The following is a 21,046-nucleotide window of genomic DNA, read 5'->3' on the forward strand; positions in this document are numbered from 1 at the left end:
TAAATTTCTATTTAAAAATAATGACACTAGCGATTTTCTAAGAGTTTAAGAAATGAAAGATTTTTTTAAAAAAAGAAAAACACTCACGAATGAGTGCAATTCTAGTATTAATGACTAACCATTTCTTGTGCAATTTCCAAGCCACTAAGTTTTTCAGGATAGTAAGTTGGCCAATTGTCCATCTCTTTTAGAATCTCATCTTGGCTACTATTTCCGAAGAAAATATGGAAATGTGCTGAAGTTGTTGGATCTATTTGATGATCTGAAAATTGGACATATTGGTAAGGATTGTCAGCAGCTTGACTGTCAGTTGCTGTGAAGAGATAACGGACACCTTTTTTACCAGAAGCATAAGTCAAAATCTTATAACCATCATAACGATAAGTGTGTGTCACGCTACTTCCATCATTTTTTGTGAAAGTCATGGTCATCTTTTTACCATCAATAGCAATTTTAGAAACATCTGTTTGATAGCCCTTAGTGTAGTACTCTTTGTACTCTTGTGCGGTTTTATCCTTATTCAATAGAGATTTGTATTCAAATACTTGATCTAAAGTACCATCTTGGAGGTAAGGATAGACCGATTGCCACTCACCAGACCAATCAGAAAGTTCTCTATCTTTGACATCTTTGTCATCAAAGTAACCATTTTGGACTGTTTTCTTATCATCACTTCCTGTTTCAGGTTGGATAGCTTTACCTTCAACATCTGTTGTTAAACGAAGGTTTTTAAGATTCTCAGTCATAACACTGACATAATCTTCACCTTTTTTCAACTGTTCCTTAGTTAGTGATTCAATTGGATTTAAAACTGCTGTCTTAACTCCTACTTCGTTAGCTAAGGTTTTGGCAACGCTACTTGAAGCATTTTCCTCAAAGTAGATATAGTTAATGTCATATTCTTTGACATACTTAGAAAGGCTAGCGATACGTTTTGCAGATGGATCAGATTCAGCTGAAACACCTGAAATTGGTACTTGTGTCAAACCGTAATCTAAAGCAAGGTAGGCAAAAGCTGAGTGCTGGGTAACAAAACTTTTCTGTTTCGCTTGACTTAAGGCTTCAGTATACTCCTTATCCAAAGTCTTTAATTTTTTAAGGTATTTCTCAGCATTGGTTGTAAAGACTGCTTTTTTATCTGGGTGTTGAGCAATCAAACCGTCCCTAATAGTTTCAACTAATTTTTGAGAACGTTTAGGTGAGAGCCAAACATGGGGATCGTATTCGTGGTGATGTTCTTCTCCACCATGATCATGATCTTCTTCCTCTGTTCCAGGTAAAAGAACCATGCCTTGACTTGCCTTAATGACTTTTGTATTTTTTGTGTTGATAGACTTTTCAACTTTTGGAACCCAGGTTTCCATATTTTCATTTAGGTAGACAAAAGTGTCTGCTTTTTCAATGTCAGCGACATTCTTAGTAGATGGTTGGAAATCGTGGGCTTCACTTCCAGCAGGAATGAGATAAGACACCTCTCCCTCATCTCCTACAACCTGCTTGGTAAATTCATAAACAGGGTAAAAGCTCGTCACAACTTTCAAATCACCATTTCCTTTTGAACCGTGGTGACTAGTCGTATAATAAATACCTGCACCAGCAGCTAAAACAACTGCTGCTAATCCTGCTAGGCCAAAAATGCGTTTCTTTTTCATGATATTCCTTTCAAAATACTTAACCAGTTAATAGTTTACTGGTTAAGTATATCACACTTCATTTATTTTGCAAGTCCTAAAATAAAAAAATTGAAATATTTCGACGAGAAAGAATTATTTGATATACTGGAAATATCATTTGGAAAGTAGGTTATACATGTTTCGAAAATTAATCCTATATCTTTTTTTATTGCTTTCAGCCATTGGCCTGACTTATGATACGCAATCATACACTTCAGGCGCTTTGTCTGGTTCGGCATACGGTATTATTGGACTATCAACACTGATTGCCTTATGTTATATCGTACCAGGAATATTTCTGATTCTGTACTTAGGCAAGAGATGGCAGGTGAAACCACTTGTTCTCATATTTGCTCTAATTGGTGGAGTCTTTATCACAGGATGGATAGCTGGTTATGCCAATACCATTTCTCACGATTGGGTAACTGCTCATCTTTCTTCAAAGAGTTTCTTCTACCGCTTTGAGGATGCCCTTATGGCTCCCCTAGTTGAAGAACCCCTAAAACTAGCAGCTTTTCTCTTTGCTATCTATATGGTGCCAACGAAAAGTTACAAGGGGATCTTGCTTGTTGCTATTACGGCAGGTCTTGGCTTCCAGATTAGTGAAGACTTCTCCTATATTCTTTCAGATTTGCCTGATGGTTTTTCTTATACGATTTCAGGTATTCTTGGTCGAACTATTGGCGCCGTATCGTCTCACTGGCTTTACACATCCTTTCTTGCTATGGGGCTAGTCCTTATATGGCGTTCCCGTCAAAAACTCATTAATTCTAAATACAGTCTTATTGGTATACTTTATGCTTGCGGTGCTTTTGCTGCACACTTTGCTTGGAATTCACCTCTTCGAAATTTAGAAAGCGATTTGCCATGGGCATCAGGCCTTCTCATTTCACTCAATCTTTTCTTCTTTATTACGCTTTATCAGCTCCTCTCGAAACTGGATAAAGAAAACAAGTAATGTTTACAATACTAAAAAACCTTTCCAATTTTATGGAAAGGCTTTTTTGATGACTTTAATCACTCATAGAAAAACGATTGGTCATCAAATTACTTGCATCATCTAAGACTTTTGCCAATAGATTATCTGTTTCTGACTGAATCTTATCACTAATTTTTTGATTTTCAGCTTCAAAATCAATACTCTCACCATTTGCTAAAGCAGTATCTACATGATTAATCATAGCATGGCCAAGAGCCATAGTTGTTTCTACATAAGCATCCAAATCAGATTCATGCTGTTGGAAATGGGGATCACAGATAGCAGCAATCAAGCGATTACTCCAGTAGAAATTACCTGTATCCACTTTATCAGTTGTTTGACGGAAATAAGCAGGTGTTGTTCCGACTTGAGTCCAGAATGGCACCATTGTACCAAATGGCATTGATCCATAGGCTAACCACTGAATTCCTGTCGTTTCTGATGGTTTGTTAGGACGCATTTGCAAGAGAGCTGTTTGACTAGTACGGTTGATACCGATTGGACGGAATTGGCGTTGACTCACCGCATCTCCTTGAGGTCCATAAGGATCGTAAGGTGTATCTTGGTAATGAAGACTCAAGACATATTTAACATCTTCAACTGTAATTTTGCGGTATGGTTTTTGACACCATGGAATAAAGAATGATTTTGGATCATAATCTTTTTCTGGGTTCAAGAATTTCTGCATTGCCCAGGCACGTGGTGTATTATAATGACGATCCTTATCTCGTTGGCTACCAAAAGCATAACGTGGATTAAAGTGTTCATTAGAATAAGTCAAATCCAAGTGATGTTTATTAATAAAATCTCGAATGTCTGGTGAGGCTAAATAGTCGTCTGGATTTTCAAACTCATAGTGATCGATGCCAAGTTGGTTTGGGTTAGTGACATAGGCATCGTCTGGAACACGTCTTGCAATCCAATGGTGACCACCTATGGTCTCTAGCCACCAAATTTCTTCAGTATCTGAGAAAGCAATACCATTAGATTCGTAAGTTCCATAAGTTTCAAGAAGTTGCCCCAAACGAAGGACACCTTCACGCGCCGTCTTGATATATGGCAAGACCAATGTTAACATATCCTCTTCTCCAAAACCATCTTTAACAAGAGGGTCTGCACCGAGTACACGCGCATTGGTGGTGATTGTTTCTGTTGCACTCATTGCAACATTAGCTGAGTTAATACCAGCTTCACCCCAGATACCGTCTTTACCAAGTGCATCTGGAACAGAAGTATAACGTAGAGGATTATCTGGCAAATCAATTGAAAAATTGCTAAGCACAGACTGATAATGACGCGGTTGGTCTTCAGGGGTTACGACGAGAAATTCTTTGGGCGTAAAAACGCCAGATTGAGAATCCTCAGTACGTGCAATCATGGTAGAGCCATCATATGAGGCTTTCTTACCTACTAAAATCGTTGTACAAGCCATAAAAATTTCCTTTCTACTTACAAATCGTCCGCAATTTTATTGATTTTTCTGAGACGATGATTGACACCACTCTTGGTCAGAGGAGGTTCTATACTATCTGCGATTTGCTGGATAGAGTAATCTGGATTGGCAATACGGAGTTGAGCAATTTGGCGCAGCTCCACCGGTAAAATCTCCAAGCCAACCGTATCCATAATCTTGATAATATTATTAATTGTTTTCATACTAGCACTAATCGTTCTAGCAATATTAGCTGTTTCCGCATTATTGGCACGATTCAGATCATTTCTGGTCTCTCGCATAATTTTAACCTCTTCGAAGGTATCCTTAGAGTTCATTGCACCAATAACAAGGAGGAAGTCCATAATATCCTCAGCTTTTTGAAGATAGGTCACAAAACCATTTTTATGACTCAAAACCTTGGCATCGAGCATAAATTTTTTCATGAGGGAAGCCAAGTCCTCTGCGTGGTCTTGGTAAACGGAAAAAATCTCTAATTGATAACGGCCTTTTTCAGGATCACGAACTGTTCCAGTCGCCAAAAAAGCACCTCGTAAATAGGATCTTCCAGCTTCGTCATCTTCCATTACTGATGTTTCGATGCCTGTTTCAAAGCCAAAGAAAGAATCCGCCAATTGTAAATCGGACAAAATATCATTGACATGGTCAGCGACAAAAACCGTGTAAACACGATTTTTCTTGAGATTGGTCTTGTTGTGATGTCTCAATTCAGGATTACTCTGATAACGACTTTCCATTAATTGGTAGATATGTCGCGCAATCTTTGCATTTTCTGTTGAGATGGAAAGAGTCAATCCTTGGTTGGTCAATCCAACCGAACCAGACATCTTAATCAATGCTGACAATTCAGCCTTGTCTTTGCTTGAAGCAGCAATTATCTCTTCTTTAACCTTAATTGTGAAACTCATGACTTGTTCCTCACTAGATGCATGAGCTCATCCACTACCAAGTCACCATGGTGGAAGGCACCACCATTTTCAAGTCGCAGAAAATTAGAAGACACAACTGTTTTAGCTTCACGACGTAAGCCCTCAAAATCATGCTCAACCTGAACAAGGTATTCATCAAATTTATTACTAGCCATGTATTCCTTAGGTACTTTCTTAATATTAACTAGGACATTGTCAATCACATCAGAGCCAAGATGACGATTAAGAACAGCCACATGGTCGGCATCTGAGAATTGTTCAGTTTCTCCGTACTGAGTCATAATATTACAAATGTAAGTCACATCAGCCTTGGTCTCGATAAGAGCCTGACGAATCTCTGGTATAACTAGGTTGGGCAAAATCGATGTATAAAGAGATCCAGGACCTAAAACAATCATATCACTATTCATAATAGCATCAACAACCTTACGACTGGCCTTAGGCTCTTCGTCATTATAGGTATTGGTCACATAAACGCGTTCAATCATGCCATCATACTGGGCAATACTACTCTCCCCTGCTACTTCATGACCATCTTGAAAAACGGCATGAAGCGTCAAAGCTGTCTCACTAGCAGGATAAATTTTTCCTGTAACGTGGAAGAACTTCGTCAGAAGCTGCATGGCATTATAGGTAGATCCCTGCATTTCTGAAATTCCAGCGATGATTAAATTTCCGAGTGGATGACCAGCCAAAGCACCATCGGTTTTATCAAAACGATATTGGAAAACTCTTTCATAAAGTTTAGGCATATCACTCATAGCTACCAAAACATTACGCAAATCCCCTGGAGGTGTCAGTTGCATGATATCACGCAAATCTCCCGAAGAACCGCCATCATCAGCTACAGTTACCACAGCAGTGATATCAACATCCTTATGACGCAAACTACGAAGAATGACTGGGATACCAGTTCCCCCACCTATTACTGTAATTCTTGGTTTTTTCATGAACGATTCACTGTCTCCTTACGTCGATCCTTATCACGATGTGTTTCATTGACTGTCCAATCATTTTTCAAATCTTGAGCCAGACGATGTGCAAAGGCTACACTACGGTGTTGACCACCTGTGCAGCCAACAGCAATGGTAAGAACAGACTTACCTTCTTTCTTGTAGCCAGGCAAGATTGGTTTAATAAGCTGTGTCAAATGATTGTAAAAGTCTTCTGATTCCTTATGTTTCATGACATAATCAAAAACTTCTTTATCCAAACCTGTGAGGTTACGAAGTGCAGGATCATAATAAGGATTTGGCAAGAAACGGACATCAAAAACCAGATCTGCATCCAATGGCAATCCATATTTAAAACCAAAACTCAAAACTTCAATACGGAAAGAAGATTGGTCTTGTTCAGATGAGAACTGTTCAGAAATAGCCTTACGCAACTGGCGTGGGGTTAATTCTGTCGTATCAACCACGTTTTGACTCAAACTCTTAAGCGGTGACAAAAGCTCACGCTCAAGCTTAATGCCATCCAAAACACGGCCATCTGCCGCCAGTGGGTGACTACGACGTGTCTCTTTGTAACGAGAAACCAATTCACCATCCGTAGCGTCCAAGAAAAGAATCTTGAAATTAAGTTCCTCATTGCTTTCCAATTTATCCAAAATATCGTTGATTTCATCGAAGAACAAACGACTTCGCATATCAACGACAAGAGCAATCTTATCTGTCTCTTCACTATGTTTTACCAATTCGATAACCTTTGGTACCAAAGAAGGTGGCATATTATCAATAGTGAAGTATCCAATATCCTCAAAGGATTGAATCGCTACAGTCTTACCTGCCCCGCTCATCCCTGTTACAACAACTAAATTAATTTTTTTCGTTCCCATGAGACTCCCTTTCTAGTCTTTCTTCTTTCAAGACACGAATATCGTCTGACATTTTTTCAACTTGTTGGCTAACCCCCATAATCATTTCTGTCTGCAATTTTTGAATAGTAAGCAAATCTGATTGGTCTTGTTGCACCAAGTGATCAATTTTTTCATGTAAAAGTCGGATTTCTGCCTTTGATTGTTTATTGACGTTATAGTCATTTCGTGCTTGCAATCGATCGTAATCCGATGCCCGATTCTGACTCATCATAATCAATGGTGCCTGAACGGCAGCTAGAGTGGACAAGGCCAGATTCAACAGAATAAAAGGATACTTATCAAAGGCAATGCCAAAGGGTTGGATGACATTTAGCCCCATCCAAATAGCCATAAAAGCAATGAATGACAAGATAAAAGTCCAAGACCCACCAAATCTGGCCACTTCATCCGCCACTTTCTGTCCAAAAGTAATTCGACTATCCAATTGTTCCTGGACATCCTGGTCCTCGTAGAACAAACTCTTGGTCACATCATGAACTGTTTCACGTACGTGCTCATTTTTCTCATTAGCATTTGCGATAATCTCGTCGAGAAAAACTAACCTATAATCCAAAAGGCTAATATTACTAATGAAATCATGTCCTTGTAAATCAGGGTAATCTTTTTTCAAAAGCACCTGCAAACGACTATTTAGTCGTTCGAAATAGGAGCCATCGGTTTCATCGAACCACTCTTTAGAGATATAATCCTGAACTCTCTTAACCTGCATATTTTCGCCTTCTTTCTAGGCTCTATTATACCATATTGAAAGCTTAAACGTTCAATAGATAAAGGAAAAGAGTCCAAGACTAACCTCAGACTCCTCATTATTGGGACAATTAATTTAACATCTTCTTATTGGTAATTCAAAGTCCAGTAGTAAGTACCATCACCTGCGACAACACAAGCCACTGCAGCTTGAGTAGCATCTGGACTCATGAGAAGTTCACGAATACCACTGCTCAACCATTTATTTGCAACAACTGAACCATCAGATTCACGACGGTAAACAATACCGTCACTGTTGTAAGTATGTGAAATATCTTTGGCGTGTGGAAGAGTTGTGCTATTGTAAAGATCATCAGACCATGTAAGCGCTGGTAAACCGGCAGCTGTACGTTGAGCATTGATTTCATTAAAGGCAGCCTTAGCTGAATCAACTTCAACATAATCAGAATTTTCAGTTGGTTCTACATGATAAACAAATTTTACATAACCAAATTCAACATCACTATATTTTTTGTCGTCAACACCGCTCTTGAGATTGGCTGTAATAACATAGTCACGTGCCCAAGCACTGCCCTTAGAAGCGTTGAAGTTATCAACATCTTCAATTTCCCAAGTTACATTACAATCCCAGCCAGCATTGTCTATGAATTTTGGAGCAAGATTATTAATGACATAGTCTTTGAATTCATCAACATTTTGGAATGGAAGAGCTTCTCCTGCTTTACCAGTACCAACTACATTTTCAGAATACAACTTAACACTTGATGCGTTGTCATCGTACATGTATTCGTCGTTTCCTGCTGGTTTATGGAAATCTGGATCAAGCTCAGGGTCATCATTGGCAGTACCATTGTAGAGTTTCCACTTACCATCAACCCATTTGTAGTAACCATCGATACCACGCGCATTTTCCTCATCAGTCATAGCAACACGGTAGTAATACGTACCGTTGTCATCTACAAATCGTGGGTCTGAGTGCATGCGATAATCTGTTGGTGGCAATGTTGGTTTTGGCAACTTATCATAGTCAATGCTTGTTTCAGGCGCATATGGTGGTTTTTCAAGTTCAGGAGCTTCAGAACTTGTTTCTGATGTTGAACCTGTCTCTGAAGTTGCTGTTGAAGAAGATTCAGAAGTTACAGTCGAACTTGAGTTACCAGTTGAAGCCGCTTCTGAAGTTGAGTCAACAGTTGAAGCTACTTCTGAGCTTGCAGACGAAGTTGAATCTACAGTTGAGGCTACTTCTGAACTTGCAGACGAAGTTGAATCTACAGTTGACGCTGCTTCTGAACTTGCTGATGAAGTTGAATCTACAGTTGAGGCTACCTCTGAACTTGCTGATGAAGTTGAATCAACGGTTGAGGCTACTTCTGCGCTTGCTGATGACGTTGAATCAACGGTTGAGGCTACTTCTAAACTTGCAGACGAAGTTGAATCTACAGTTGACGCTGCCTCTGAACTTGCTGATGACGTTGAATCAACGGTTGAGGCTACTTCTGAACTTGCTGATGACGTTGAATCAACCGTTGAGGCTACTTCTGAACTTGCTGATGAAGTTGAATCTACAGTTGAAGTTGTTGGAGCTTCAGAATCTGTGCTTGATGCCTTAACAAGCACCCACTTACCATTTGAATAATAGTAGTAATCGCCATTATCTTTCAAATAATAGTGAGTACCATTTTCGTAACGGTAGTGAGGGTCATTTCTCAAAACCTCATATCCTGTCGTTGGGGTATTATTAGAACCACTATTGTTGTTATTATAGTCACCACCACGAACCCAACGTCCGTTATAGTTAACATAGTAGCTACCATCACTCAAGATGTAGTACAAGTAACCATTGCTATAGCGGTAAGTACCTGATTCGTTGTAGTTGTTGTAACCATAATTATAGTTATAGCCATAGTTATAGTTTGGATAGTAATTATTGTAACCGTAGTTATAGCCATAATTGTAATTATAGCCTGGATAATAACCATTGTATCCGTAGTTATAACCATAGTTTGGATAATAGTTGTTATACCATGGATTATAAGAATAGTTATTATAGTAACCTCGGCCATAATAACTATCTGCCTGTGCATGATCATTACCAACTACCGTTGGTGCTAATATTGCTGCCCCTAAAACAGCGCACGAAAATAGACGTAAACTTTTTCTCATTGTCTTCATCCCCTTTTTTAAAAACAAATATACCTTTTATAAGCAAGCGCTTACGCTTCTGTTTTACTTTAATTGTAGGAGATAATACTTCTATTGTCAAATTATTTTAATAATAGAACTTTCTAAGAACAGACCAATAAAAAACTAACAATGACCTTACTTTTACTTGTAAAAAATGATTAATCAGCTTTCTTTTACACCCTAAAGACAGGTGTTTAACAGAATAAAAAAGCCCTTAACATAAGGACTTTAGCATGATATTAACGATTATCAATATTTTCTGGGTAAAGATCGTGATTAAAAAGACGTTGCTCTGCCATCTTTTCATACTTAGTTTCTGGACGGCCATAATTATAATAAGGGTCAATAGAAATACCACCACGAGGTGTAAATTTACCCCAAACTTCTAAGTAACGGGGGTTCAAAAGCTCCACCAAATCTTTACCAATGGTATTAATACAGTTTTCATGGAAATCTCCGTGATTACGGTAACTAAAGAGGTAAAGCTTTAGAGATTTAGACTCAACGCACAGCTGGTCTGGAATATAAGAAATATAGATACTTGCAAAATCAGGTTGGCCAGTAATAGGACAAAGTGACGTAAATTCTGGACAGTTGAATTTGATAAAGTAATCATTATCAGTGTGACGATTATCAAAAGACTCCAAGACTTGTGGAGAGTATTCAAAAATATAAGGTGTCTCCTTATTACCAAGGAGAGTGAGGTTTTTCATTTCTTCTTGTTGTGACATTTTTCTTCCTTCGTTATTAATTTTTCTAGACCTTTATATAGTCGATTTTTAATCTTAATTTCTAATCTTAATCATCAAAAAAGTCAAAATACTATCAATTCTAATCTTATAGACTGTGAAGATTAGACACCACGCTCATTATCATAGAGTAGGGTATGAAGCTGAGGGAGGACACGCACATTGCCCCACGAATTATCAGCAGCTACAGTCTCCCATAGTTCTTTTAGGCGATTTAATTGATGTTGGACAATATTACCCTCTGCTTTAGGTTCAGGATTACCAGCTGAAAGAAACATGACATCTGGCTGATAACGTTCCTGAATCATTTTAGCAAAGGCTAAATCTGTATCATCGAAAACAGGAACCTTGAAGGTAACTTTATCAGGATCAAGCTGAGAAACAATAAAGTCAAGGGTTTCCATATTGACTTCCATCTTGGATGATGGCGGTTTAGGACTTAAGGTTACTTGGTCAATTTCCTTTAGCCACTCCTGCCAGCGAGAACCCTGTGTTTCAACGGCCAGGGTTACGCCTCTTGCCTTGAGTTTTGAAACGAGTTCAGCCATATTAGCCGCTAGCAGAGCTGGGTTTCCTCCAGATAGAGTAACATAGTCGTAAGTTCCTAGCGCATCCAAAGCTTTAATGACTTCGTCAGCTGTCATACGAGTTGGCTTTTCTGAACCATCCCAAGTGAAGGCAGAATCACACCAATCACAGTGGTAATCACATCCTGCTGTCCTTACAAACATGGTTTTTTGACCAATTGCTCGCCCTTCCCCTTGAAAGGTTGGTCCAAAAATTTCAAGCACTGGTAGTTTGAGTACACGTTCTCTAGTCATCCAACCACTCCCGTCTAAACTCTGCAAAGGCTGTTGGTGTTTCATAAAGGCGTACATATTCCAAACGAAGTCCTCTCTCCTCTGGCAGATGTTGACTCGTCATCTGGAAAATCCAGAAAACCATATTTTCCGCAGTTGTGTTCATATAAGGCAAAGTCTCATTGAGATAACGGTGATCTAACTGTGGTTCCAAATGGTCCTTATAAATGCTCTTTAGATCACCAAAATCGAAGGTCATGCCACGCTCATCCAAGTATCCACTTACTGCAATCTGAAGATGGTAGGTATGACCATGAAGTGATTTGCATTTGCCTTCATAATTAAAGAGATGGTGGGCAGCATCAAAAGTAAACTCTTTAGAAACCATTGTACGGTGAGGATTGTAAACCAAGGACTCACCTGTTTCTTTTTTGATTTCTTTCGGTGCAAAGAACATTAAGCTTCTCCTCTTTCCGCTAGATATTTTTCAAGGCCTTTTTGACGCAAGTGACAGGCAGGGCATTCCCCACAACCAGTTCCAATAATACCGTTATAGCAAGTTAGCGTTTTTTCACGAACATAGTCAAAAGCTCCTAGTTGGTCAGCCAAAGCCCAAGTCTCAGCCTTATCTAACCACATGAGAGGGGTTTGGATAACGAAATCATAGGCCATGGCTAGATTAAGTGTAACATTAAGCGATTTGACAAAAACATCACGACAGTCTGGATAACCAGAAAAGTCTGTCTCACAAACACCCGTAACAATATCAGTAATACCACGTTGCTTAGCTAGAACAGCTGCAAAAGAAAGGAAAAGATGATTACGCCCGTCCACAAAAGTATTAGGAACTTCACCTTCTTCTGCCTCAATCTCAATATCAGATGTTAAGGCATTTTCAGTGATTTGACCAAGCAAAGACATGTCCAAAACATGGTGTTTAAGCTCTTGTTCTTGCGCAATCTCTTTAGCTACTTCAATTTCCAAGCTATGACGTTGGCCATAAGCAAAAGTAACTAATTCAACTGTTTCATAATGTTTTAGAGCCCAAAATAGGCAAGTAGTAGAATCTTGACCGCCACTAAAGACGACCAAAGCTGATTGACGTTTCATAATATTCCTCTTAATTCGTGATGTCTGAGACACATAAAAAGGCCCCTTGGGGGAGCCAAAAAACGCCAGTAATGGTTTTTTTTAGCGATGGTGTCTCCCAAACATCGAAAATGATTTATCTTTAATAGTCTATCATAGTTGAGAAAAAAAGAAAAGAGCCAAGGCTCTCTTCATTAATCAATCTCAGCGATAACTTCGATTTCAATTTTAACATCTTTTGGTAAACGTGCCACTTCTACCGCAGAACGTGCTGGAAAATCAGATGTAAAGGCAGTTGCATACACTTCGTTAAATGGAACGAAATCGTTAATGTCACTTAGGAAGCAAGTTGTTTTAACAACGTGATCAAAGTCTGTTCCTGCTTCTGCCAAAATAGCACCAACATTTTTAAGAACTTGTTCTGTCTGTTCTTGAATTGTTTCACCAATGATTTCACCTGTTTCTGGTGACAATGGTACTTGACCAGAAGCAAACAAAAGGTTGCCTACGATTTTACCTTGAACATAAGGTCCGATTGCTGCTGGTGCTTTATCAGTATGAATAGTTTTTGCCATGATAGTTCTCCTTTGACTAATATGTTGCTATTATAACAAAATATTCTGAAAATTGAAACATATAATTCCAAAAAGAAAAGAATCAGCGCTAGGCTAATCCTTCTCCTACTATTTCAGATACTTTTTGACATAGCTATAGTAGTCTGGTTTTTCTTTTTTATTAAGTGCAAAGAGCATTTGACCCTTAATGGGTTCTTTCTCATCATTTGGTTGTAGAAAAAGAGCAACCTCTTTGGATTTAGTTGGGAAAAATACTGTATAAGACGTTTCTTTTCCCTGATCTTTTACTTTTAGCGAATAATAGGTAAAGTCATCTTTAGACTTGGGACCATCCACTGTATAGTTATAATCCTGCTCACCAATCTTGACCTTATCTTTCTTGAAGACAATCGTATAATCCTTCTTTAAGGCATCTTGTGCCTGCCATTCACCCTCTAGTGAGGGAGCAGACTTGCTACAAGCTACCATCGAAACCATACAAAGTAAGGCCAAAAGACCAAGTAACCATCTTTTCATACTTTTGCACTCCTAAAGAATTTTACTTATGGTTTGATACGGTGCAACATACGTGGGAATGGAATAGCTTCACGGATGTGTTTTGTTCCAGCTACGAAAGTAACCATACGTTCAATACCGATACCAAAACCACCGTGTGGTACTGAACCATATTTACGAAGGTCAAGGTAGAATTCGTATTCTGAACGGTCCATTCCGAGTTCATCCATTTTAGCTACAAGAGCATCGTAGTCATCTTCACGCATTGAACCACCGATGATTTCACCATAACCTTCTGGAGCCAAAAGGTCTGCACAAAGAACGCGCTCAGGATTACCAGGAACTGGCTTCATGTAGAAGGCCTTAAAGCTTGCTGGATAATTAACAACGAATGTTGGAACACCAAAATAGTTAGAAATCCAAGTTTCGTGTGGAGAACCAAAGTCATCTCCATGTTCGAGGTGCTCGTAGTCTGTACCTTCATCATTTTCATGTGCTTGAAGAAGGTCGATAGCTTCATCATATGACACGCGCTTGAATGGCTCAGCAATGTATTTCTTAAGAAGATCTACATCACGTTCAAGGATTTCAAGAGCTTGTGGCGCACGATCAATAACACCTTGAATAAGAGCCTTAACATAAGCTTCTTGCAAATCAAGTGACTCATCATGTGACAAGAATGAATACTCAGCATCCATCATCCAGAACTCAGTCAAGTGACGGCGTGTTTTAGATTTTTCGGCACGGAAAACAGGACCAAAGTCAAATACACGACCAAGAGCCATAGCACCAGCTTCAAGGTAAAGCTGACCAGATTGGCTTAGGTAAGCAGGTGTACCAAAGTAATCCGTTTCAAACAATTCTGTTGAATCTTCAGCTGCATTTCCTGACAAAATTGGACTATCAAATTTAATGAAACCATTTTTATCAAAGAATTCGTATGTTGCGTAAATAATCGCATTACGAATTTGTTGAACAGCCATTTGTTTACGTGAACGCAACCAAAGGTGACGATTATCCATCAAGAAGTCAGTTCCGTGTTCTTTTGGTGTGATTGGGTAATCATGTGATTCACCGATGACTTCTACTGCTGTCACATCCAACTCGTAACCAAATTTTGAACGTTCGTCTTCTTTGACCACACCAGTCACATAAACTGATGTTTCTTGGCTAAGACGTTTAACAGTATCAAATTTTTCAGTACCTTCTTCTTCACCGTATTTTTCGATGAAGTTAGGTTTGAAAGCTACCGCTTGGAAGAAGGCAGTTCCATCACGCAATTGAAGAAAGGCCAATTTCCCTTTACCTGATTTGTTAGCTACCCATGCACCGATAGTGATTTCTTCGCCCACGTGTTTAGGCACATCAATAATTGAAACTAATTGTTTAGACATGTAATTACTTCTCTTTTCTTTTGATCTATATTAATTCTATTTTTCCATAAAGGCTTTGATTCGGCGGACTGCTTCTTTCAAAGTATCCAAGTCTGTTGCATAGCTAAGACGAATATTTTCAGGTGCGCCGAATCCTGCACCTGTTACCAAAGCGACTTCAGCCTCTTCAAGAATAGCATTTGTAAAATCATTAACATTTGTGTAGCCCTTGATTTCCATCGCTTTTTTAACATTAGGGAAGAGGTAAAAGGCACCTTGAGGTTTGATGACTTCAAAACCAGGCACTTCAGCTAGGAGTGGATAAATCGTATTCAAACGTTCCTCAAAAGCTTGACGCATTTCTTCGATAGAAGACTGATCACCTGTTAAGGCTTCAATAGCAGCGTATTGAGAAACTGCTGTAAGATTTGATGTTGTTTGGCTAATAATCTTCGCCATTCCTGAAATAATTTCTGGATCTCCTACAGCAAATCCCACGCGCCAACCTGTCATAGCATAGGTCTTGGAAACACCGTTAATCACAATTGTTTGCTTACGAATGGCATCTGAAAGACTTGAAATTGGAGTAAAGGTGTTCCCATTATAGACCAAACGGCCATAGATATCATCTGCTAAAATCAAAATATCGTGCTCAACCGCCCAGTCACCGATTGCTTGCAATTCTTCCTTGCTGTAAATCATTCCTGTTGGATTTGATGGAGAATTAAGCAAGACAACCTTAGTTTTTTCAGTTCGAGCAGCTTCAAGTTGTTCAACCGTTGCTTTAAAGTGATTAGCTTCAGTCGTTTGGAAAGTAACCGGTACACCCTCAACCATTTTAACTTGGTCTACGTAAGAAACCCAGCAAGGTGTTGGAATAATGACTTCATCACCAGGATTAATGACCGTAGCAAAGAAAGCATATAAGATAAATTTAGCACCAGTACCGACAACAACCTCATTTGGTTTCACAGCATAACCATAGAAATTTTCCATGTAAGTGCTGATTGCATCCTTGAGTTCCGGAAGTCCAGAAGCCACGGTATAAAAACTTGCTTTACCATTTTCAATAGAAGCAATGGCCGCATCTTGAATGTTCTTAGGTGTTACAAAATCTGGTTCACCAAGTGTCAAACTCAAAATATCACGTCCTTGAGCTTTAAGAGCTTTAGCACGCGCACTGGCAGCTAAAGTGACACTTTCTTCCATTTGTAATACACGATTTGATAATTTTGTCATTTCATTATAGTCCTTCCACTTTAATAACCTGACCTGAGATAAAATCAACCAGATAATACTGGGTTCCTGACTTCACTTCCCAAATAGGAGTTTTGCCATATTTTCCTAGGTGGACATAGGATATCTCCTTAGCACCATAGGCCTTAGCAGCTTTCTTAGCCACTGACTTACTAATACCATCAGATTGCTTGTAGATATCAACCACACCTGAATCATGACTCATGATAACAGCTAGCTTCTCACCTTGACTAGACTTTCCAAGAAGTCCGTAATAGGTAGACTCACCATGGTAGATATCAAATTCAGTAACAGTCCTTATGTCTGCTTTGCTCTTTGCTATGGCAATAACCTTCTTTTCAGCGTCTACGTAAGGCTTAGTCGCTACAATAAGAATAGCAGTCACAGAGGCAATTAAGGTCACAACGATTACAATTATTCCAAAAATGAACTGTTGCTTTTTGGTCCAGGGTGAACGTTGTTTACGCATAATGCCTCCTAAAAAAGTTTCTGAATTTATTATATCAGAAAATGATAAATCTTTACATAGCAATATAGCTAGTATTGAGCAATTAAGTCTATCTTTTTTATAAGTCAGTAAAATTTATAAAACCTAAGTAATCTTAGAAAAGGTTGGTTTTAAAAAGTTAACTTTCTTGTTCTAAGAAATCCTGAATATCCTCTTTGACTTCCTCGAACTTAGCATGCTTAAGCGCAACTTCTTGTGTCACTTCTTTTAGAAATAGTTTTCCATAACTCTTAACGAGCGGGCGATTATCCATAAGAAGAATAGCCGAGCGCTGTTCTGGACGTCTTTGAGCACGTCCAATAGCTTGTTTAAAACGTAAAACCGTCATGGGAAGACTGTAACTATCAAAGGTGCTCTTTCCTTGCTTAGAAAACCAAGATTCAATCTTTTGATAGAATGGATCCTTAGGATTGTCAAACGGCAGACGTGCAATAACCTCAATTACCCTATTTTGTTGGGCAAAGTCAACACCTTCCCAGAACGATCCCATACCCAGAAGGAGATTGGTCTCACCTCTATCAAAACGTTTTTTGACATTAAAAGCAGTCCCATTTTTCTCTTGAGTTAGGTGACGAACTTCCCTATGATCCAATAAATCTGAAACAGCCATCATACTCTTTCGAGACGTGAATAGTACTAAAATTGGATATTCCATTTCAGATAGCTTCTGGAGACGTTTTGCAAGAGCAACTTCATACTCTTCCTCAGAAGAAACACCAATCATAGGCATACTTTGATCAATCCAAATAGCTTGATTGGGTAAAGTGTCCATTGGGAGGCTAACCTTGCGTACCTGATCTAAGCCCAACAAATCAGCCACATCTACATCAGGTCCCACATCAATAGTTGCTGAAACAATTATCACTTTTTGGGCACTTGGTAGATAAGCAGAAAGCTCTAAGAGCTCTTTGCGTGACGCCTTTAAATAAGTCACACGATGTTCCTGATAATAGTCTGTTTCAAGCCAGAAATGGCTGTAAAGCGGTGTCTTCAGTGGAGACAACATCTCCATAAAATCACTTTCACCTTCCAGTTCAGAAATGGTTTGTAGCAAACGATCTAATTGCTGGCGATTATACTGCTTCTGAGGAAATTGTTGATGTTCTTGGATTAGATGGCTAACTTCAAACTGCAGATTTTCGAGCAATCGTTGTTGAAGCAAGCTTTGACTACCACTATCAAGAATTCGATGAATATGTTGCAACAGGACAGTAAGATTGACTTGATGACGTGAAAATTGTTCCAAAGCCAGAACCATCTTTTGCCCCTCATCAATCACAAGAGTTTTTCCTCGAACAAAATCATGATCATCTTCCATACGCGTCAACAGATAAGCATGGTTGGTCACAACTACCCTAGCTTCCTGGGCTTTTTGGTAGGACTGTTGCCAAAAATCATATTCAGCAAAAAGACTATCAGCTTTTAACTTACCATCGTGCTTAATCTCATCAAAATAAGCCATATAGCGCTGTTTTTGTCTGATTTCGTCAAGATCCCCTGTCTCTGTTTCAGTCAACCACACCAAAAGTTGCATTTTGTAACGATTAATCAAACGGTTACTATCCTGACGAAGTAAGGTTTGGTAGAAGGCATCTAACTTGATATAATTCTGAGGTCCTTTGAGACTATGGAAGTTAATATTAAAGACATCCGATAAGGCTGTAGCTTCCTGATTCATAATCTGATTTTGAAGGAGCTTGGTCGGAACAGCCACTACCACTTTATCTACATCAGATTGCGCCAACAAAGGAAGCAAATAGCCATAAGTTTTTCCGATTCCAGTCTGCGCCTGAATCATGGAAATATCAGTATTATCAAGCTCCCTTCTTACTGCCTCAGCAAACTCTTTTTGTTTAGGCCTTGATTCCAAATCTAAGAGTGCAATATTGGTATCAAAATCTTGAGACAGTTTTCGTTCAGACTTATAAGTCAAAGGTCTACGAAGAACAATTCCAGATTCTTCAAGCATGACATATTCTTTTGAAAGGCCTAAATTTTGACCTCTTATAGCATCACGAATAACCAACTCAGTCTCAAAAAGAAGATTATCTGAAAAGGTCAAAAGCATCTCAATGGTCTGTCTAGGTAAGCTGGCAATCTTATCCATCAAATGAAACAAAAGCTGTCCGGTCGCTCTCGCATCTTCAATAGCCGTATGGGCCTGAGCTAGGTCAAGATTAAGAACCTTGGATAAATGAGATAGCTTATATTGTTCTAACGTCGGATAAAAGACCTGAGCCAATTCGACAGTATCCACACGAGGAGTCCTTAGTTCGAAGCCCTCCATGAAAAGTGCCTCTGCAAGCAAATTGGCATCAAATTTAACATTATGGGCAACAAAAATACAGTCCTCAATCAGTTCAAAAATTGTTCTAGCAATTTCTGAAAAATCTGGTGCTTGGGCCAACTGCTGATCGGTAATTCCTGTTAAATGAACAATGTGCTCATCGAGTTCTTGGTGTGGGTTAACATCACTCGCAAATTCGTCAACCACCTGACCATTTTGCATGATAACAATTCCCACCTGTATAATACTAGCCGTTGACGAAGCGGAGGTTGCTTCCAAATCAACAATGGCATATTTATTCGTGTTTTTTTCACTCATAGTGACCTTATTATAGCATATACAAAGCACCAAAAAAAGACAAAGCCATCATTCTGATATTGGAAAAAGCCTGAAATTCGTGCTACACTAGAACTATGAAAATAAGACGAATTTTAAATCCTGTTGCTCAGGAAAACACCTATATTTTAGAAAACGATACAGCCTGTCTAGTCATTGATCCAGGAAGTGATACTTCTGCTATCTTAGCTGAACTTAAAGCAATCGACAAACCAGTTGCTGCTATCCTTTTGACACATACACACTACGACCACATTATGAGTGTTGAGGCAGTCCGTCAGGCTTATAATCCTCCTGTTTATGTTACTGAAGCTGAAAAAGACTGGTTGATGAGTCCTATTGATAATTTATCTGGACTCCCACGTCACGACGATATGGAAGACGTTATTGTCAATCCTGCAGAACACTACTTCGATTTTACTGAAGATTATAACATCAAGAACTTTCAGTTTAAAGTTGTTCCAACTCCAGGACACTCTATTGGAGGTGTTTCTTTTATCTTTGATAGAGAAGAAACTGTATTTTCTGGTGATGCCCTCTTTAAAGAAACAATTGGACGCTGGGATCTTCCAACAGGGAACCACGAACAATTACTCACTAGTATTCAAGAGCAACTTTTTACACTTCCTAACCACTACAAAGTTTTCCCAGGACATGGATGGGATACCACTATTGGTCACGAGAAGGTCTTTAACCCATATTTTTCATAAAAACAAAAGCTTGTCATACCTACTTTAGTGAGTATTGACAAGCTTTTTTATTCGAATAAAAAAGAAGGCCGATAGACCTTCTTATCTGAGACACTGTAGAGTGCCTATTTAGATTTGATATAGTTAACACCATCTGCTTTAGGTGCAACGGCTTTACCGAAGAAAGCAGCCAAGACAATAATTGTCAAGATATATGGTGCAATTTGCAAATACACATTTGGTACATGTGAAATGAGTGGAAGCTGTTTTCCAATGATTGCCAATGATTGTGACAATCCAAAGAACAAACTTGAGAGCATAGCTCCAATTGGACTCCAACGACCGAAAATCATAGCAGCCAAGGCGATGAAACCAGGACCTGCAATTGTTGTAACGGCAAAGTTGTTTGAGATTGATTGTGCATAAACCGCACCACCAACACCACCAAGGAAGCCCGAAATCATGACGCCATAGTAACGCATACGATAGACGTTAATTCCAAGTGTATCTGCTGCCTGTGGGTGTTCACCAACTGAGCGAAGTCGTAAACCAAAGCGAGTCTTAAAGATGAGCCACCATGATGCTACTGAAACCAAGATAGCAACATATGCTACCAAAGAAACATTAGTGAAGAAAACTTTACCCAAGAAAGGGATATGATCCAAGATTGGGAAGGATACAGTCTTAAAGTTATGACTGATAGCAGGTGTTTGACCAGCACCATAGAGAACACGTGTCAAGAATACTGCCAAAGATGGTGCGATAAGGTTCAACACTGTACCAGAGACAACATGGTCAGCTCGGAAGTTAATTGTCGCAACAGCATGGAGCAATGAGTAGAGAACACCAACCAGACCTGCTACAATCGCAGCAATCCAAGGTGTCACATCTCCAAAACTTTCTGCAAAAGTCAAGTTAAAGAGAACACCTGCGAAAGCACCAATTACCATAATTCCTTCAAGGCCGACATTTACGATACCGCCTCGTTCAGAGAAAGTTCCACCGATACTTGTAAAAATCAATGGTGCTGAATATTTCAACATAGAGGCAACGATTAAGGCTATAATTGTAATAAAGTCCATA

The 21,046-nt window shown here is 39.1% G+C and carries 20 protein-coding genes; 2 read left to right on the forward strand and 18 right to left on the reverse strand.

Annotated features, from left to right (window positions below; genetic code table 11):
• Positions 1-107: 107 nt before the first annotated feature.
• A complete protein-coding gene (locus tag H7U02_RS07685) occupies positions 108-1,652 on the reverse strand; it encodes a zinc ABC transporter substrate-binding protein AdcA (protein WP_002891098.1) in 1,545 nt (514 codons plus the stop codon).
• A gap of 157 nt (positions 1,653-1,809) precedes the next feature.
• On the opposite strand from H7U02_RS07685, the gene H7U02_RS07690 reads away from it, so the two are divergent.
• Entirely contained in the window at positions 1,810-2,631 is an 822-nt protein-coding gene (locus tag H7U02_RS07690) for a PrsW family intramembrane metalloprotease (protein ID WP_073686288.1), read from the forward strand.
• Positions 2,632-2,686: 55 nt separating this feature from the next.
• On the opposite strand, the gene H7U02_RS07695 is transcribed toward H7U02_RS07690, so the two are convergent.
• The 16 genes from H7U02_RS07695 to H7U02_RS07770 form a co-directional block, all read right to left on the reverse strand.
• A complete protein-coding gene (locus H7U02_RS07695; protein ID WP_201043097.1) occupies positions 2,687-4,084 on the reverse strand; it encodes a C69 family dipeptidase in 1,398 nt (465 codons plus the stop codon).
• Positions 4,085-4,101: 17 nt separating this feature from the next.
• Positions 4,102-5,013, reverse strand: a complete 912-nt coding sequence (whiA, locus tag H7U02_RS07700) for a DNA-binding protein WhiA (RefSeq protein ID WP_004182012.1) — start codon at positions 5,011-5,013, stop codon at positions 4,102-4,104.
• Positions 5,010-5,984, reverse strand: coding sequence for a YvcK family protein (locus H7U02_RS07705; RefSeq protein WP_002891102.1), 975 nt, complete (start codon positions 5,982-5,984; stop codon positions 5,010-5,012). The genes whiA and H7U02_RS07705 overlap by 4 nt, the downstream gene beginning before the upstream one ends.
• Positions 5,981-6,871, reverse strand: a complete 891-nt coding sequence (gene rapZ / locus H7U02_RS07710) for an RNase adapter RapZ (RefSeq protein WP_014634584.1) — start codon at positions 6,869-6,871, stop codon at positions 5,981-5,983. Before rapZ ends, H7U02_RS07705 begins: the two co-directional genes overlap by 4 nt.
• A complete protein-coding gene (locus H7U02_RS07715) occupies positions 6,852-7,622 on the reverse strand; it encodes a DUF1003 domain-containing protein (protein WP_037603138.1) in 771 nt (256 codons plus the stop codon). Before H7U02_RS07715 ends, rapZ begins: the two co-directional genes overlap by 20 nt.
• Positions 7,623-7,747: 125 nt before the next feature.
• Positions 7,748-9,784 (reverse strand): CAP domain-containing protein, encoded by a 2,037-nt coding sequence (locus H7U02_RS07720; protein WP_037613878.1) that lies wholly within the window; start codon positions 9,782-9,784, stop codon positions 7,748-7,750.
• Positions 9,785-10,044: 260 nt separating this feature from the next.
• Positions 10,045-10,536: a preQ(1) synthase gene (gene queF, locus H7U02_RS07725; RefSeq protein ID WP_003097375.1), complete on the reverse strand. Its 492-nt coding sequence runs from the start codon at positions 10,534-10,536 to the stop codon at positions 10,045-10,047.
• A 122-nt stretch (positions 10,537-10,658) separates the two neighbouring features.
• Positions 10,659-11,375 (reverse strand): 7-carboxy-7-deazaguanine synthase QueE, encoded by a 717-nt coding sequence (gene queE / locus H7U02_RS07730; protein ID WP_022496683.1) that lies wholly within the window; start codon positions 11,373-11,375, stop codon positions 10,659-10,661.
• Positions 11,368-11,811, reverse strand: a complete 444-nt coding sequence (gene queD, locus H7U02_RS07735; protein ID WP_004182082.1) for a 6-carboxytetrahydropterin synthase QueD — start codon at positions 11,809-11,811, stop codon at positions 11,368-11,370. The genes queE and queD overlap by 8 nt, the downstream gene beginning before the upstream one ends.
• The gene (gene queC / locus H7U02_RS07740) at positions 11,811-12,464 is read right to left on the reverse strand and encodes a 7-cyano-7-deazaguanine synthase QueC (protein ID WP_037600856.1); all 654 of its coding nucleotides are present in this window, start codon (positions 12,462-12,464) and stop codon (positions 11,811-11,813) included. The genes queD and queC overlap by 1 nt, the downstream gene beginning before the upstream one ends.
• Positions 12,465-12,637: 173 nt before the next feature.
• The gene (locus tag H7U02_RS07745; protein WP_002891112.1) at positions 12,638-13,018 is read right to left on the reverse strand and encodes a RidA family protein; all 381 of its coding nucleotides are present in this window, start codon (positions 13,016-13,018) and stop codon (positions 12,638-12,640) included.
• 108 nt (positions 13,019-13,126) lie between these two features.
• A complete protein-coding gene (locus tag H7U02_RS07750) occupies positions 13,127-13,534 on the reverse strand; it encodes a hypothetical protein (RefSeq protein ID WP_021144044.1) in 408 nt (135 codons plus the stop codon).
• A 26-nt stretch (positions 13,535-13,560) separates the two neighbouring features.
• Positions 13,561-14,907, reverse strand: a complete 1,347-nt coding sequence (gene asnS, locus H7U02_RS07755) for an asparagine--tRNA ligase (RefSeq protein WP_037600853.1) — start codon at positions 14,905-14,907, stop codon at positions 13,561-13,563.
• 36 nt (positions 14,908-14,943) lie between these two features.
• Positions 14,944-16,125, reverse strand: coding sequence for a pyridoxal phosphate-dependent aminotransferase (locus H7U02_RS07760; RefSeq protein ID WP_013990479.1), 1,182 nt, complete (start codon positions 16,123-16,125; stop codon positions 14,944-14,946).
• 4 nt (positions 16,126-16,129) lie between these two features.
• Entirely contained in the window at positions 16,130-16,612 is a 483-nt protein-coding gene (locus tag H7U02_RS07765; protein ID WP_037600849.1) for a DUF5590 domain-containing protein, read from the reverse strand.
• Positions 16,613-16,769: 157 nt separating this feature from the next.
• On the reverse strand, positions 16,770-19,256 hold the full coding sequence (locus H7U02_RS07770; RefSeq protein ID WP_201043099.1) for a bifunctional DnaQ family exonuclease/ATP-dependent helicase: 2,487 nt from the start codon (positions 19,254-19,256) through the stop codon (positions 16,770-16,772).
• A gap of 95 nt (positions 19,257-19,351) precedes the next feature.
• Between H7U02_RS07770 and H7U02_RS07775 the strand changes: the two genes are divergently transcribed.
• Positions 19,352-19,984 carry an MBL fold metallo-hydrolase gene (locus H7U02_RS07775; RefSeq protein ID WP_037600743.1) on the forward strand — a complete coding sequence of 211 codons (633 nt, stop codon included), beginning with the start codon at positions 19,352-19,354 and terminating at the stop codon, positions 19,982-19,984.
• A gap of 104 nt (positions 19,985-20,088) precedes the next feature.
• Here the strand turns inward: H7U02_RS07775 and H7U02_RS07780 are convergent, their stop codons facing one another.
• Entirely contained in the window at positions 20,089-21,045 is a 957-nt protein-coding gene (locus tag H7U02_RS07780) for an ABC transporter permease (RefSeq protein ID WP_004184107.1), read from the reverse strand.
• Position 21,046 lies beyond the last annotated feature (1 nt).

The sequence above is a fragment of the Streptococcus sp. 3.1 genome (assembly GCF_016648915.1).
GTDB classification, from domain to species: Bacteria; Bacillota; Bacilli; order Lactobacillales; family Streptococcaceae; genus Streptococcus; species Streptococcus salivarius_E.

What these genes read in the sequence shown, in the direction of transcription:
- H7U02_RS07690 (WP_073686288.1), top strand. Translation starts at nt 1,810, where the DNA reads ATGTTTCGAAAATTAATCCTATATCTTTTTTTATTGCTTTCAGCCATT.
- queD (WP_004182082.1), bottom strand. Translation starts at nt 11,811, where the DNA reads ATGTTCTTTGCACCGAAAGAAATCAAAAAAGAAACAGGTGAGTCCTTG.
- H7U02_RS07775 (WP_037600743.1), top strand. Translation starts at nt 19,352, where the DNA reads ATGAAAATAAGACGAATTTTAAATCCTGTTGCTCAGGAAAACACCTAT.
- H7U02_RS07765 (WP_037600849.1), bottom strand. Translation starts at nt 16,612, where the DNA reads ATGCGTAAACAACGTTCACCCTGGACCAAAAAGCAACAGTTCATTTTT.
- rapZ (WP_014634584.1), bottom strand. Translation starts at nt 6,871, where the DNA reads ATGGGAACGAAAAAAATTAATTTAGTTGTTGTAACAGGGATGAGCGGG.
- queC (WP_037600856.1), bottom strand. Translation starts at nt 12,464, where the DNA reads ATGAAACGTCAATCAGCTTTGGTCGTCTTTAGTGGCGGTCAAGATTCT.
- queE (WP_022496683.1), bottom strand. Translation starts at nt 11,375, where the DNA reads ATGACTAGAGAACGTGTACTCAAACTACCAGTGCTTGAAATTTTTGGA.
- H7U02_RS07705 (WP_002891102.1), bottom strand. Translation starts at nt 5,984, where the DNA reads ATGAAAAAACCAAGAATTACAGTAATAGGTGGGGGAACTGGTATCCCA.
- H7U02_RS07760 (WP_013990479.1), bottom strand. Translation starts at nt 16,125, where the DNA reads ATGACAAAATTATCAAATCGTGTATTACAAATGGAAGAAAGTGTCACT.
- H7U02_RS07685 (WP_002891098.1), bottom strand. Translation starts at nt 1,652, where the DNA reads ATGAAAAAGAAACGCATTTTTGGCCTAGCAGGATTAGCAGCAGTTGTT.
- whiA (WP_004182012.1), bottom strand. Translation starts at nt 5,013, where the DNA reads ATGAGTTTCACAATTAAGGTTAAAGAAGAGATAATTGCTGCTTCAAGC.
- H7U02_RS07770 (WP_201043099.1), bottom strand. Translation starts at nt 19,256, where the DNA reads ATGAGTGAAAAAAACACGAATAAATATGCCATTGTTGATTTGGAAGCA.
- H7U02_RS07715 (WP_037603138.1), bottom strand. Translation starts at nt 7,622, where the DNA reads ATGCAGGTTAAGAGAGTTCAGGATTATATCTCTAAAGAGTGGTTCGAT.
- asnS (WP_037600853.1), bottom strand. Translation starts at nt 14,907, where the DNA reads ATGTCTAAACAATTAGTTTCAATTATTGATGTGCCTAAACACGTGGGC.
- H7U02_RS07750 (WP_021144044.1), bottom strand. Translation starts at nt 13,534, where the DNA reads ATGAAAAGATGGTTACTTGGTCTTTTGGCCTTACTTTGTATGGTTTCG.
- H7U02_RS07720 (WP_037613878.1), bottom strand. Translation starts at nt 9,784, where the DNA reads ATGAGAAAAAGTTTACGTCTATTTTCGTGCGCTGTTTTAGGGGCAGCA.
- queF (WP_003097375.1), bottom strand. Translation starts at nt 10,536, where the DNA reads ATGTCACAACAAGAAGAAATGAAAAACCTCACTCTCCTTGGTAATAAG.
- H7U02_RS07695 (WP_201043097.1), bottom strand. Translation starts at nt 4,084, where the DNA reads ATGGCTTGTACAACGATTTTAGTAGGTAAGAAAGCCTCATATGATGGC.
- H7U02_RS07780 (WP_004184107.1), bottom strand. Translation starts at nt 21,045, where the DNA reads ATGGACTTTATTACAATTATAGCCTTAATCGTTGCCTCTATGTTGAAA.
- H7U02_RS07745 (WP_002891112.1), bottom strand. Translation starts at nt 13,018, where the DNA reads ATGGCAAAAACTATTCATACTGATAAAGCACCAGCAGCAATCGGACCT.